This window comes from Shewanella electrica (assembly GCF_022321485.1).
GTDB lineage: Bacteria > Pseudomonadota > Gammaproteobacteria > Enterobacterales > Shewanellaceae > Shewanella > Shewanella electrica.
Window position 1 is genome coordinate 124,637 of the sequence record NZ_JAKOGG010000003.1, and the last position, 13,642, is coordinate 138,278.

General features: G+C 49.7%; 12 protein-coding genes. 3 read left to right on the plus strand and 9 right to left on the minus strand.

The features are described 5' to 3' along the window. Window positions 1–55: 55 nt before the first annotated feature. A complete protein-coding gene (locus L9G74_RS05415) occupies window positions 56–3,370 on the minus strand; it encodes an ankyrin repeat domain-containing protein (protein WP_238895283.1) in 3,315 nt (1,104 codons plus the stop codon). 414 nt (window positions 3,371–3,784) lie between these two features. On the opposite strand from L9G74_RS05415, the gene L9G74_RS05420 reads away from it, so the two are divergent. Continuing rightward, window positions 3,785–4,564, plus strand: coding sequence for an EAL domain-containing protein (locus L9G74_RS05420; protein ID WP_438944552.1), 780 nt, complete (start codon window positions 3,785–3,787; stop codon window positions 4,562–4,564). Between the two features lie 23 nt (window positions 4,565–4,587). On the opposite strand, the gene L9G74_RS05425 is transcribed toward L9G74_RS05420, so the two are convergent. Then, window positions 4,588–4,875, minus strand: coding sequence for a hypothetical protein (locus L9G74_RS05425; protein WP_238895285.1), 288 nt, complete (start codon window positions 4,873–4,875; stop codon window positions 4,588–4,590). Window positions 4,876–5,188: 313 nt separating this feature from the next. Between L9G74_RS05425 and L9G74_RS05430 the strand changes: the two genes are divergently transcribed. Both L9G74_RS05430 and L9G74_RS05435 read left to right on the plus strand, forming a co-directional pair. Next, window positions 5,189–5,566 (plus strand): BlaI/MecI/CopY family transcriptional regulator, encoded by a 378-nt coding sequence (locus tag L9G74_RS05430; protein WP_238895286.1) that lies wholly within the window; start codon window positions 5,189–5,191, stop codon window positions 5,564–5,566. Further along, on the plus strand, window positions 5,563–6,747 hold the full coding sequence (locus L9G74_RS05435; protein ID WP_238895287.1) for a M56 family metallopeptidase: 1,185 nt from the start codon (window positions 5,563–5,565) through the stop codon (window positions 6,745–6,747). The genes L9G74_RS05430 and L9G74_RS05435 overlap by 4 nt, the downstream gene beginning before the upstream one ends. Before the next feature lie 88 nt (window positions 6,748–6,835). Here the strand turns inward: L9G74_RS05435 and L9G74_RS05440 are convergent, their stop codons facing one another. The 7 genes from L9G74_RS05440 to frdA all read right to left on the minus strand — a co-directional run bounded on the left by L9G74_RS05440 (window position 6,836) and on the right by frdA (window position 13,320). Continuing rightward, entirely contained in the window at window positions 6,836–7,327 is a 492-nt protein-coding gene (locus tag L9G74_RS05440) for a glutathione peroxidase (protein WP_238895288.1), read from the minus strand. A gap of 189 nt (window positions 7,328–7,516) precedes the next feature. Beyond that, entirely contained in the window at window positions 7,517–8,218 is a 702-nt protein-coding gene (locus L9G74_RS05445; protein WP_238895289.1) for a response regulator, read from the minus strand. Then, window positions 8,187–9,878 carry an ATP-binding protein gene (locus L9G74_RS05450; RefSeq protein ID WP_238895290.1) on the minus strand — a complete coding sequence of 564 codons (1,692 nt, stop codon included), beginning with the start codon at window positions 9,876–9,878 and terminating at the stop codon, window positions 8,187–8,189. Before L9G74_RS05450 ends, L9G74_RS05445 begins: the two co-directional genes overlap by 32 nt. Window positions 9,879–10,045: 167 nt before the next feature. After that, entirely contained in the window at window positions 10,046–10,411 is a 366-nt protein-coding gene (gene frdD / locus L9G74_RS05455; protein ID WP_238895291.1) for a fumarate reductase subunit FrdD, read from the minus strand. 12 nt (window positions 10,412–10,423) lie between these two features. Then, window positions 10,424–10,807, minus strand: coding sequence for a fumarate reductase subunit FrdC (gene frdC, locus L9G74_RS05460; RefSeq protein ID WP_238895292.1), 384 nt, complete (start codon window positions 10,805–10,807; stop codon window positions 10,424–10,426). A gap of 12 nt (window positions 10,808–10,819) precedes the next feature. Then, entirely contained in the window at window positions 10,820–11,545 is a 726-nt protein-coding gene (locus L9G74_RS05465; RefSeq protein WP_238895293.1) for a succinate dehydrogenase/fumarate reductase iron-sulfur subunit, read from the minus strand. Continuing rightward, entirely contained in the window at window positions 11,545–13,320 is a 1,776-nt protein-coding gene (gene frdA / locus L9G74_RS05470; protein WP_238895294.1) for a fumarate reductase (quinol) flavoprotein subunit, read from the minus strand. The genes L9G74_RS05465 and frdA overlap by 1 nt, the downstream gene beginning before the upstream one ends. Window positions 13,321–13,642: the final 322 nt, after the last annotated feature.

Here is a 13,642-nt window from a genome sequence, read left to right on the forward strand (position 1 = left end):
AAATACAAACAGGCCTGCATTTGCAGGCCTGTTTTTTCTTAGTTGTGCGCTGGAGTTAATTCACTGGCCCACGGGCGGCGGCGAGTTGCATCATGCCGACGCAATCTGCCATCTGCCGCTCTTTGGCAACTTCCAGCGGTGATTGGCCTTGCTCGTTGAGCGCAAGTGGATCGGCACCTCCAAGGACTAACGCCATGATCACTGGTTTCACGCAGGCTTCGTAGTGCTGTTCATCGCCACGGAAGAAGGTGGCGAAATGCAGCGGCGTGTTGCCACGTTCATCGCTGTGGTTGACGTCATGGCCTTGGCTTAATGCGGCTTTGACGATAGCAACATTGCCTTGATAGGCGGCCAAATGCAGCGGAGTCATGCCCCAGTTATTGGCTTGATATGGCACCTTAAACTGCTGTTGCAACAGCGTGAACCAACTGCTCGCCAACTCGAAATCGGCATGTTGTGCGACTGCATGCAGCAGGTTATCGCCGTCGGCTTCTACGGTGTTAGCAACCTCTTCCAGATTGAGGTATTGCAGTAATAATTGCTGCGCTTCATGGCCGGTATAACGCAGGGCAAACCAGATCAGTGACGGCCCCTCACCTTGGGTCGCCAGCGACGCGCCGAGTTTGATTAAATGCGGCACTAACGCCAGCTGTGGCCGATACAGTGCTAACATCAACGGCGTGAAGCCTTCTTTTTGACTGGCGAGATTAACATTAGCGCCGCCAGTCACCAGCAGATTGAGCGTTTGCATCTTCTCGGCGGCTTGCAGTGCCAGTTGCTCCTCTTCTGGCAGTTCGCTGTCTATCTCAATATCTACAGCGCGATTGTTCATCAAAGCGCGAATAAGCGGCGTGTTGCCCTGCTCGTTATACATATCGACGTTGGCACCGCGACCAAGTAACTCGGCCACCACCAAGTTTTCGCCTAATGCGGCAGCAAGGTGCAGTGGACTATCGCCATCTTCATCAACAGCATTGATATCCGCGCCCGCATCTAACAGCATTTTCAAGCCAGTTAAACGCCGCTGCGGCTCAGTAGTTTCATAGTCAATCACCTTATGTAAACAGCTTTGTGGTGGCCAACCGCCGCTGGCACTCGGGTCGGCGCCAAGGTCAAGCAGATAGCGCATCCACAGCAAACGCGAGTTAACTGAGGCAAACACCAACGGTGTCGCTTTCGTGGCTTCGTTACGCTCAGTCACGTCCAACATGCCTTTGCGCTGCAACAGTTGCAGATATTCCAACACCCGCTCTTGGCTTAATCCGCTGCGGCTGTTCATCAAGAAATGCACATAGTGTTCACCATTGCCGCTGATAGGCTGATGCGGATCGGCGCCGTTATCTAATAGCAGCTCAACCACATCCAGATTATCGCCGCGTGTCGCTGTCTCCAATGCGCTCAATTCCCAACGGAATAAGTCAGCATCGCCCGCCCCCGGCACCAACTCACGCTGCAAAGTAATGTTCGGGTCGGCGCCCATTTCTAACAGCAATGAGGTTAACGCCATGGCGCTGTCACCGTTATGCCAATCGAGCACCATCAGCAGTAACGTCAACGCTTCAGAGATGATTTTCTCGTCGGTCGGATGACGTTTATACAGGCGATTGACGTCAGTACAACGTGCCAGTAAGCAACGCAGGGTCGGCAGCGCGACTTTATTACTGATAGCCTCTCGCAGCAGCGGACCAGCTTCGTCACTTTCTACATCTAACTCAGGAAGTTGCTCCAGTAGTGGGCTAATATCATCGCCCGCTTTAGCGTTGAGACACCAATAGGTGATCAGGTTGCCGACACTGTCAGGCTTCACCCGTTTATTGATATCCCAGCCCACTTGCAGCAGCGCGCGAGCCAACATCATAAACACATAGTCGCCACTGATATTCACTGTCAGATGCGCCAAGGTGCGGCAATCGGTCATGCTGTCGTTGCGCGACATGTTGTAATAGAACGGCGTATCTAACGGCAACTCGGCACCGTGGCTTTGGTACAGGCGGCTTAACTTCGGCAAAGTATCGGTAAGCTCTTCGGCGGAGTATTTTTTACCGTGAAAGTTGCGGGTAAACAGCTTGGTGAATAGCGTTGATTTATCTTGCTCTTGATAAAACAGATCGGCGCCGCGATCGGCCAGCATCGATGCTAAAGCGATGCGTTGATACCAAACGGCAAACAAAAAGGCGGAATGACCGTGGCTTTCAAGCGCCGCGCCATGCTCCAATAACCATGAAACCAATAAGTCGGCCTCGGGCAATTCATCGTAACCACAGATTAAGATTTGTAAGCTGGTGAGCTGACGACCATACCATTTAGTGGTGACATCAATATTGACACCTTTATGCAGCAATACGGTTAAGCAGCGTTGTTTTAAATCGAATTCCACATTGGTGGCGACCACCAACTCAGTGAAATACATGTCCAAAATGGGCGCACCATCTGGCTGGCTGCTGATGACATTGAGATAGTCGCGTTTACGATGCAACAAAATCCCCAAAGGCAAGCCCACCTGATACTGCGCATTCAACGCCAGCAAATTCATCCGCATCTCTTCTGTCGGGAAATTGTTGAAGTTGAAATAGGGAGTGAGATCTTCCAGTTCAAATTTAGGAATGGCAACTTCCAACTCCAGTAGCGTCAGGAAGGTATTAAAACGCTTATTTTTTAAGGCGATGGTTGGTAGCGAGTCAAAGCCTTCTGCTGGGCTTTCAGGTTCACGCACCTGTAAATCACCAGTATCGAGCAACTCCTGCAAAATAAACGGAATGGCGACCCGCCGAGGCTCATCCATTGAGTGGCTATCGGCCAACAGCGGATTGGTCAGCATTTGGCACAGCGGCGTGTCGGTTTGCTTATTGCCTAAATTAACATCGGCGCCCAGTTCAATCAGCGTGCGCACCATTCTGGGCTGAGGCATCACATCATCGTTGCCAATATAAAATGCCAATGCCGTTAAGCCGGTATTGCGTGCGTCGATCTCATTAATATCGACGCCAAACTCCAATAAGGCTTGCAAGTAATCTCGCCGCACCTCTTTAAACTGCAACACGTAATGCAGCACCGGTAGGCCATCAATATATTTCGGCAATGTCTCACCATGTGCCAAAAACAGCCGCAGTAGCCGCTGCGATAAGCTGGCAACCACATGCTCCATCACGGGTTGGCCCGGACGCTCGGCACCTGAGGCGGGGTCAACACCGGCTTCCAGCAACATGGCGGCAATCTCAGCTTGGGTGTGATGGATGGCGTAATACAGCAGTCCACGGCCGTCTTCATCGGTCGCGTGGTAATTTTTCTCAAAGGAAAGCATGGTGGATAGCGAGCTGACATTGCCACCACGAATAAGCGAAATAAGCGTTGAGAAAGGGGTAAAAAGCATACGTACTCCATGTGAGCTTTTTAATCACACAAGGCATGTTCGCGCCTTGCGGTAATAACTTAAAACGATGAATAGCGCCGACCTGCCGGTGGATTCTTTTAGCTGCTGGGTGGCATTTTCCCTATGCATGACCTCAGCGACAGACCGCACTTGTTTGTGGCCGCCAAGCTTAACATAACTCTGGCTTAAAGACATAAAATGTCATAACTATTGCTACTGAGGTGGCATACCGCCAGTAGTGCACTCGGCAAAGCAGCACCACCAAACGTGAGTATTTACTGCGGCACCGCATCGCAAAGCCACCACACTAACAACGACCACGCTTAACGCTGGCGTCGTCATTGGCTCTTTTTGTGTGCTTGCCTATATGATTGCTCGCTTAATACCTTATAGTGAGGGTCTACTATTTACATGATGTATGCACAGATGACTGATATTACCCCGCCAGCCTGCGCCAAGTGCCGCGAAAATCCTACCTTACCCTTTGCGATTAGCATGGCATTCCAGCCGATCATTAACGCTAGGACATTACAGATCTTTGGTTACGAAGCCTTGGTTCGCGGCGTAAACGGTGAAGGGGCGGGGCAAGTGCTTGCGCAAGTGGATAATGACAACCTGTATCGCTTTGATCAGCAATGTCGTGTGACCGCCATTGAATGGGCCAGCAAGCTAAAGCTCGATAAAATGCTCAGTATCAACTTTATGCCCAATGCGGTTTATCAAGCTGAGCGCTGTATCCGTGCCACCCTCAAAACCGCCGAACGTTGTCAGTTTCCAACTAAGTTGCTCATGTTTGAGTTTACTGAAAACGAGCGCATTACCGATTCAAGCCACCTGAAATCGATTATCAATTGTTATAAAGAGCTGGGCTTCCGCACCGCCATTGATGATTTTGGCGCGGGTTACTCTGGCCTTGAACTACTCACAGACTTACAGACCGATCTGATTAAACTGGATATGACGCTGATTAAAGATATTGATCAGTCCCCTGCCCGCCAAATCATTGTGCGGCACACCATCGCCATGCTGCATGAATTAGGTTGTAGTGTATTGGCTGAAGGCATTGAAACCGCGGCGGAAGCGCAGTGGCTGCAAGCCGCTGGTGTTGAGTTTATGCAAGGTTATTTATTTGCCAAGCCGGGCTTTGAACACCTGCCAAGCGCCGATGTTAGCGCGCTTACGCCCATTGAGTAGCAACACATAGCTAGCAACAAAATTCAGCCGCGTTGCTGCGCACTCCACTGATACAGCTGCGCTAAAGCCTGCTGATAGTGTTGATTGCGCTCAGCTATGCTGAGCTGCGGTGTCGCCGCCAGTGCGACATCGTTGGCACTGCCCATACCACCGCCAGTCGCGTTAATTGTGTTAGCTGCGGCGAGATGATTACCGCGCTGATATTGCCCTAAGGCTTGGCGAAATTGACGTTGCCAATGTGGCTCACCGTCTAATAATTCAATAAGTTGCTGCAGCAGTGCAGCAACATCCGTAGCGTCCGTACTTGTCATTGTGGTTTGTCCTTACCATGCAGTTGAGCGTGTTTCGCCTGTCGCTTGCGCGCTAAGCGCAACATAATGCCGCATCATCACTATGACGCCAATAGCGGCTTCCTCGATTAGCTTATTACCCACAAAGTTCATAACGAATCACCACAATAATCAACATAAAAACAGCTAATTAGCGCAATTAACAATCCATTCAGCCATTAATTTGATCTCTTTTTAAACAAAAATGCTTGACCACATTGATTACAAATGTAATCTTAATTTTGAAATTACAACTGTAATCGGTCATGATGTCCAGAAAAAGTGAGCTAACAGCATGAAAGAGATAAGCAACGCCGAACTGACCATTTTGAACTTGCTATGGCAACGTGCGCCGCAGTCAGCGCAAGAGATTATTGAGCAGCTTGCCAGCGCCAACGATTGGCAAGACAAAACCGTGAAAACGCTGCTCAATCGCTTAGTCAACAAACAAGCCATCGGCTTTGATAAACAGGGGCGCGCTTACGCCTACTATCCGCTGATCAAACAAAGCGAATATCAACTCAAAGAGAGTGAGTCGTTTATTCAACGCCTCTTCAGCGGCCGAGTCGCGCCGTTAGTAGCTGGCTTTGCCAAACAGAAAAAATTGACTGAGCAAGACGTCAACGAGCTGCAGCAGTTGATTGATCAATGGAAAAAGGACAATCCATCATGAGTCAGTGGCTAATTTCGCAAACTATTGGCATCAGCCTACTTGCCAGCGTGTTGCTGCTGTTGCATCGCAGTAACTTAAAGCGGCTCGGCATTCACTATACCTATCTGTTGTGGCTCTCTCTGCTGCTACTGCCAGCATCATCTTGGTTAATTCAAGCTGGCCAACAGTGGCTCAGCCATAGTGCGCAACCTTCGCAACTGGCGGTATTTCGGGTGTATATGCAGCAAGCGGTAGGTGATGTGGAACTGCTGGCAGGCTTTAGTTTACTCAGTGGTGTGTATCTTATCGGCGTCAGCGCCATGCTGGCCCTGCTGCTCGGCCACGGCATTTATCTGCGCCAACTGAGGCGCAACGCCCTGCCTTGCACACTATCGTTTAGCGCGCCGTTGCCAATTAAACAGCACGCCGCCGTTAACTCGCCGATGTTATCTGGCGTGTTCCAGCCGATGATTTTAGTACCGCATAATTTCGCCGAGCTAGAGATTAACGCCCAACGCTGCGTGATTGAACACGAACTGCGCCACCAGCAACGCGGCGATCTGCTCAGCAATACTTTGGCTTGGCTGCTACTGAGCATGCAGTGGTTTAACCCGCTGGCTTGGTTGGCCTATGGTCGCTTTCGTGATGACCAAGAACTCGCCTGTGACGCCGACGCCACGACTAGCATGTCGTCCCAGCAACGCATTCGCTACAGCGAAACCCTGCTGCACTACTCGCAGCAACCCTTGTTAAGCGTGATGAACACGCATTACGGCAATAAACACACCTTGAAGGAGAGAATTATGCAACTACAGCAGCATAAACCCCACGGAAGAAAACGCGTCATTTTAGCAATGTTGACCTTGAGTTGTGGCTTGAGTGCTGCGCTGCTCAACCAACAAGTGATGGCTGATACGTCAAGTGCGGACATAACAGCCACAACGCCGATCAACCGCGTAGAACCTAACTATCCGCTCGAAGCAGCTAAGCAGCGTATTGAAGGGCATGTCAGCTTTAAGTTTGATATCACCGCCGCAGGTAACGTCACTAACGTGCGGGTGATCGATTCACAACCACAAGGCATGTTTGACCATGAAGCCACCGTCGCTCTTGAGCAATGGCAATATCCAGCTTCAGGCGCAGAGCAGAAAGATATGATGGTGCAATTGGCGTTTCAGTTAGAGCCGACAGCGCAGCAATAAGCGACGTTCAGTGCCAGCATTCGCCAAGCGTGTATAGATCGACGGCCGCGATCTATTATCGACGCTCAGCGACCAATGCAGCGGTGACTTAGTTAGCTTGCAGCAGCTGCTCTATCTGCGCTTTTAACTGTAATGGCTTGGTCGTCGGCGCGAAACGTTCCAGCACCTTGCCCTGTTTATCCACCAAAAATTTGGTGAAGTTCCATTTAATCCCTTGCGACCCCAGCACGCCTTTAGCGTCTTTTTTCAGTAGCTTGTACAGCGGATGGGTATTGGCGCCATTGACGTCAATCTTGGCAAACATTGGAAAGCTTACGCCATAATTCAGCTGACAAAACTGGCTGATATCACTGTCACTACCCGGCTCTTGATGACCAAATTGGTTGCACGGAAAACCAAGAATTTCCAATCCTTGCGGCTGCAGCGTTTTATACAGTTCTTCTAGCTCTTGATACTGCGGTGTAAACCCACATTTGCTAGCAGTATTCACAATCAACAGCACCTTGCCTTGAAACTCATTTAATGAGCGCTGCTGTCCGCTGATATCAGTCACATCAATCTGGTAGATCGGCGCAGTCATAGGGTTATCCTTAAAATATTTCGCACAATTATATTGCGCACTATTGTTATCAATAAGTGGGTTAACTGCAAGTGCTGCCATTCAGCGAAATGCGGCAGACAGAAAAACAAAACCCCAACCGAAATGGCTGGGGTTTTCGAATATTGCGTAGCATCTGCTGGCGCTATTACCAACCTGCTGCCCAGGGGCTTAATCTAGCAGGCTAATATCCGTGAGTTGATATAAGCGCCGTGGACGACCACCGGTCTTGTAGTTCAGCACCATTTTCACCACACCTTCGGTTTCTAGATATTCTAGATAACGGCGCACGGTGATACGGCTGACATTCATACGGTCACTCATATCATCCACAGAGAAATCGGTCAGTTGTTCCTCTTTGAGGATCTGTTTGAGCGATTCAAGCGTGGTGGCGTCGATGCCTTTTGGCGTTTTACGCACTGGCGCATTGGTGGTGCGTTTACCCAAGATCAGGTCGATAGCGCCTTGATCTACCGTGTCGTGGCACGCCAATTTTTGGCGGTAAACTTTGTAATCATCCAACGCTTGACGCACCCGCGACATGCGCACGGGTTTCACCAAATAGTCGCTAATACCCAACTGTACCGCGTGTTCCACGGTGGACGCATCACGCTCGGCAGTGGTCATAATAAAATAGCAGTTGGCACCATCGCGGCGCAGTTTTTGGATTACATCTAAGCCACTGCCGTCTGGCAAGGTAATGTCAACAAACACCAACTGTGGCTTGTACAGTTCAAACTGCATCAGTGCGTCAGCATAGGTTTCGCTAACGGCGACCACTTCGAAGTCGGTGTGCTGGTTAATGGTTGATTCCAGTGCATAGCTTGCTCTGGGATCATCCTCAATAATCATGGTAGTGACTTTCTTCTTCATAGCGCTTGATTTCACCTTTATCAAGGTAGATGGAGAACAGGGTAGTATTATCTTCGGTGCGTTCCCAGTCGATACTGCCGTTCAACTGCGTTACCAGCTCGTTTACCAGATACAAACCGACCCCAGTTTGCTCCTGTTCATCTTTACTGCTGACACCAAAATCGAGTATGTGTGCAGCGATTTCAGGGGCTATCCCAGCACCGCTGTCTTGCACTTCAAGGATAACATGTTGACTGCGATCACTCACATAGATCTGCACTGTCGGTGCCGCGTTATGTTTGTTGTTACCCGCCGCTAGAATAGCGTTATCAATTAAATTCGCCAAAATGGTCGCCAGTTTTTCAGAAACAGGCTTACTGTAATCCTGCAACATGTTGTCTTCATCGAGCAGGTATTTCACTCCGGCTTCAGCGGCTTTGTTGTATTTGGCTAGCAATAATGAGGCGACGGTGCTGTTTTGAATCGAACGCACAATATTGCCAATAATCCGTTGGTGGCCTTTACTCTCGCGGTCAATAAACTCGATGGCATCGTCGTAATGCTGTAGCTGCAGCATACCGCTTAACACATTGAGTTTATTTGAATATTCATGGGTTTTACTGCGCAGCAATTCCGCATAATTTTTATAGTAAATCAGCTCTTTCTTTAGCTCGTTGAGCTGCATGTCAGACATGAAAATAATCACGTAGCCCTGCTGCTCTGCACCAGACTGCAGCGGGTAGATAAACACCCGATAGTCGAGTTTGCCGAGCCGAATGGTGCCAGTGTATTCGTTACCCGTGCCTGACTCAATAATCTTGCTCAGCCCGGAGGCAAAGCGCGACAGCGGCTGATTGATATACTCCTGCGCCGCCATGCTGCCCATGGCAATAATCTTAGTCGCAATGTCGTTAATGGCAGTGATTTTTAACGATTTATCGACTGACACTATCGGATCACGAATCGCATTGAAGATGCGTTTGTGTTCCAAAAACATGTTCACCACGGTTTCAGGCTCTAAGTCCTGCATGGTGCGTTTTAACTTAGATAACAGTGAGATAATCAACATGATGGCCATCAACAGCACCATCAACACCACAATCAACAATTGTGAGTGCTGTTGGATAAACAGGTGCGCCACTTCCTCGTTTAGGATACCGACACACACCGCCCCTTCGACTTTGCCATCAACGATCACTGGCGCAAAACTGCGGATCGCTTTACCAAGCGAGCCAATGGCGTAGTTACTCAGTTTAGTGCCATGCTGCAACACCGGTTGCAGATCTTCGCCGACAAACTTCTGCCCAACACGATCCAGCTCAGGGTGACTTAGGCGAATGCCGTACTTATTCACCACCACGATGAAGGTGACTTCGGTTTGCTCGCGCAGGCTTTCGATATACGGCCGAATACTGACGCCGCTATGTTGATTGGCTTCTTGCACCGCATTGATCACCACCGGATCTAAGGCGATGATGCTAGCCATCTCTAAACTGCGCTGTTCGAGACTTTCATCATGGGTAGTTTTGAGCAGATGAAAAACGGTGAAAGACATCAGTGTTAGCATCCACGCGGTAGCTAACAAAATGCTGGTAATAAAGTGCCGTTTTAATTTCATCGGGCGTTTGCGATTAAACGTCAATAGCGCCGAAATTCGTGCCACTACACCGGAATCATTCATCGAATTTGGTTGCCTTTCACCCTAAGTTAGCCAGAGCGCCAAGCATAACACAGGCATAGCTAACATAATAAAAAGGGGCGTTTTCCGACCCATTCACACACAAATTTAACGGCCGAAAAACGCCCCCTCAGGGACAACGAATGTGCGGAGTTGCCTCCGCCACATATTTACATTAGGTCAAGTACCCAAATGACTGACAGCACGGTGAATACCAACGCGACGAAGTAACACAGGTATTTACCTACCGCACCCACGTGGAATTTCAGGTCATGCAGACCGTGGTGGACACGGTGCATGGCGTGCCACATTGGCAGCGCGATGGTCAGTACGGTAAAGATTGCGCCTACAGGGCTTGCCACAAAGGCCGACAGTTTGTCGTAGTTCAGGTCAACCAGACCTAAGCCATTCAGTGGCAACAACAGCCCCATCAGCAACACGGTGATGGGGGTAACGATAGCGAACCACACACCACCGGCACCAAACAAGCTCCACCAGATAGGCTCATCAGAACGTTTTGGAGAGTAATTAAGCATGATGGCCTCCTATTAAACCAACAACATCACAACGGTAGAAAACGCCAGTACCACTAACCATTGCACTGCAACCACAATGCCTTTGGATACGGTTTTCTGACCCACTTTGATTGGCATCACTTGTGGCATCATGCTGAAGAAGGTCTTCGCGTGATACAGCGCGCCAGCCAAAGCCAACAGGTTCACTACCAGTACCACTGGGCTAGCTGAGAAAGCGACCCAGCTTTCCCATGCCGCTTTACCAGAGGTAAGCGAGTACAAGCCCACCAACAGGTTCAAAGTGAATAGAATCAACGGAATGATGGTCAACTCACGTACCATGTAGAAACTGAAACGGCTAGTCTCAGCCCACCAGGTGCGGTGAATCGGACGAACATAAGGTTTACGGTTTTGCATCTTATGTGTCTCCTATGGTTTCAACATGGCAATCAGGAAGTCTTTAGTAGATTCCACTTTGCTTTGGTTAACAGCGGCTGCTGGGTCAACGTGTTTTGGACAAACTTCTGAGCAGTAACCCACAAAGGTACAACCCCAAGCGCCATTGTCGCCGTTGATCAGCTTCATACGTTCTTTCTTACCGTGGTCACGGTTGTCCAGGTTGTAACGGTGTGCCAGCGTCAGTGCTGCTGGGCCGATGAACTCTGGGTTCAAACCAAACTGAGGACACGCTGCGTAACACAGACCGCAGTTGATACAACCAGCGAACTGTTTGTATTTAGCCATCTGCGCTGGCGTTTGCAGGTTAGTACCGTCTTCTGGCTTACGATCGTTACCGATGATGTAAGGTTTGATAGCTTCCAAGCGCTCCAAGAATGGGCTCTTGTCGACCACCAAGTCTTTTTCAATCGCAAAGTTAGACAATGGCTCCAGTGTCATCCCTTGTGGGTAATCACGCAGGAAGGTTTTACAGGCCAGTTTTGGCACCTTGTTAACCATCACACCGCATGAACCACAGATCGCCATGCGGCAAGACCAGCGGTAAGACAATGATTTGTCTAAGTTATCTTTAATGTAAGCCAATGCATCTTGTACTGAGGTAGTGTCATTGGCTGGCACTTTAAACGCTTCTAAGTACGGCTCGTCATCTTTGGCTGGGTCGTAGCGAAGGACGTTAACAGTTTGCAACTTATCCATTACGCGTTCTCCTGTTGTTTGGCAGCATCACCGTAGAGACGTGCTTTAGGTTGAGACTTAGTGATTTTCACATCGCCATATTTGATGGCTGGCGCAGTGTCGCCTTGATAGATAGCCAAAGAGTGCTTCAGGTAATCTTTATCGTTACGCTCGGTGCAACCTTCGTCCAAACGTTGGTGCGCGCCTCGAGACTCTTTACGGTTGATAGCAGAGTGTGCCATCGCTTCAGCCACATCCAGACCAAAGCCCACTTCAATCGCGTACAGCAGATCAGTGTTGAACACTTTGCTCTTATCAGTGATTTCGATGTTTTTGTAACGCGCACGCAGCTCAGCCAGTTTATCCACAGTGGCTTGCATGCCGGCCTCATCACGGTAGATACCGCAGCCGTCTTCCATGCTCATGCACATTTCGGTGCGGATGGTAGACCAGTTTTCAGTACCTTTTTGCGCTAGCAAGGCATCAATACGCGCTTCAGCGGCTTGAGTTTGCTCTTCAAACGCTGTTGCATTCCAACCTTTGAATTCAGCAGCGCGTTGCACTGCGGTTTCACCGGCCAGACGACCAAATACCACCAGTTCAGCCAATGAGTTAGAACCCAAACGGTTAGCACCGTGCAGACCCACTGATGAACATTCACCGACCGCGAACAGACCTTTGATACAGGTTTCAGTGTTTTGGTCAGTTTCCAGACCGCCCATAGTGTAGTGCGCGGTTGGACGAATTGGGATTGGCTCTTTCACAGGGTCAACGTTGACGTACGCTTTAGCCAATTCACAGATGAATGGCAGACGTTCGTGCAGGTAGTCAGCCCCCAGATGACGCAAGTCCAAGTGCACCACATCACCCAGCGGATGTTTGATGGTGTTGCCTTTGCGTTGTTCATGCCAGAACGCTTGTGAAACTTTGTCGCGTGGACCCAGTTCCATGTATTTGTTTTGTGGCTGACCCACTGGTGTTTCTGGGCCGAGGCCGTAGTCTTGCAGGTAACGGTAGCCGTTTTTGTTGACCATGATACCGCCTTCACCACGGCAACCTTCAGTCATCAAAATACCTGTGCCTGGCAGACCAGTTGGGTGATATTGCACAAATTCCATATCACGTAGTGGTACGCCGTGACGATAAGCGATGGCCATGCCGTCACCGGTTACAATGCCGCCGTTGGTGTTGAAGTGATACACACGACCCGCACCACCGGTTGCAAGAATGACTGATTTAGCTTTGAAGCACACCAGCTCGCCTTCGGCCATAGAGACTGCGATAGCACCTTGTACCTCGCCTTCTACTACCACCAAGTCCAGCAGGAAGTATTCATCGTAACGCACGATGCTTTGGTACTTCATAGAGGTTTGGAACAGGGTGTGCAGCATGTGGAAGCCGGTTTTGTCGGCCGCGAACCAAGTACGTTCGATTTTCATGCCACCGAAACGGCGTACGTTCACTTCACCGTTTTCTTTACGGCTCCATGGGCAGCCCCACAGTTCCATTTGGATCATTTCGCGGGTGGAGTTTTTAACGAAGTATTCAACTACATCCTGCTCACACAACCAGTCACCACCAGCAACTGTGTCGTTAAAGTGGTTGTCGAGGCTGTCCTCTTCTTTAACCACTGCCGCTGAGCCACCTTCGGCCGCAACAGTGTGAGAACGCATTGGATAAACTTTGGAAATCAGTGCGATGTTCAGTTCTGGGTTCGCTTCAGCAGCAGCAATCGCTGCACGTAAACCGGCACCACCAGCACCAATGACCGCTATATCTGTGGTTATCGTTTTCACAATCAACCCTCCAGCAGGATGTAAAATTCGGTTCCAGCGAGCCTCTTGGCTCGACTTGTCATTGCTCGCGAGTGCATCAGGGAATGAAATATCTGTTTTGCCTGACCACTCTCAGAATCCGGTTGAAAAACCCAGCGCTGCTGCTCATATTCGTTTGAGGTTTAGCAGTTGTGTCTGTGTCCGCATGCACAATTGGTTGGGTTTTCGTTGATGAGTTCGCAGTGACTTGGCACCTTGATAACTCACCTCCTTCAGCTTTCGAGGCGAGTATAACAACGGCAAAAAAATGGAAAGTTGGGACGGGTTACATTGAAACTAAGTC

What these genes read in the sequence shown, in the direction of transcription:
- L9G74_RS05415 (WP_238895283.1), bottom strand. Translation starts at nt 3,370, where the DNA reads ATGCTTTTTACCCCTTTCTCAACGCTTATTTCGCTTATTCGTGGTGGC.
- L9G74_RS05420 (WP_438944552.1), top strand. Translation starts at nt 3,785, where the DNA reads ATGTATGCACAGATGACTGATATTACCCCGCCAGCCTGCGCCAAGTGC.
- L9G74_RS05425 (WP_238895285.1), bottom strand. Translation starts at nt 4,875, where the DNA reads ATGACAAGTACGGACGCTACGGATGTTGCTGCACTGCTGCAGCAACTT.
- L9G74_RS05430 (WP_238895286.1), top strand. Translation starts at nt 5,189, where the DNA reads ATGAAAGAGATAAGCAACGCCGAACTGACCATTTTGAACTTGCTATGG.
- L9G74_RS05435 (WP_238895287.1), top strand. Translation starts at nt 5,563, where the DNA reads ATGAGTCAGTGGCTAATTTCGCAAACTATTGGCATCAGCCTACTTGCC.
- L9G74_RS05440 (WP_238895288.1), bottom strand. Translation starts at nt 7,327, where the DNA reads ATGACTGCGCCGATCTACCAGATTGATGTGACTGATATCAGCGGACAG.
- L9G74_RS05445 (WP_238895289.1), bottom strand. Translation starts at nt 8,218, where the DNA reads ATGAAGAAGAAAGTCACTACCATGATTATTGAGGATGATCCCAGAGCA.
- L9G74_RS05450 (WP_238895290.1), bottom strand. Translation starts at nt 9,878, where the DNA reads ATGAATGATTCCGGTGTAGTGGCACGAATTTCGGCGCTATTGACGTTT.
- frdD (WP_238895291.1), bottom strand. Translation starts at nt 10,411, where the DNA reads ATGCTTAATTACTCTCCAAAACGTTCTGATGAGCCTATCTGGTGGAGC.
- frdC (WP_238895292.1), bottom strand. Translation starts at nt 10,807, where the DNA reads ATGCAAAACCGTAAACCTTATGTTCGTCCGATTCACCGCACCTGGTGG.
- L9G74_RS05465 (WP_238895293.1), bottom strand. Translation starts at nt 11,545, where the DNA reads ATGGATAAGTTGCAAACTGTTAACGTCCTTCGCTACGACCCAGCCAAA.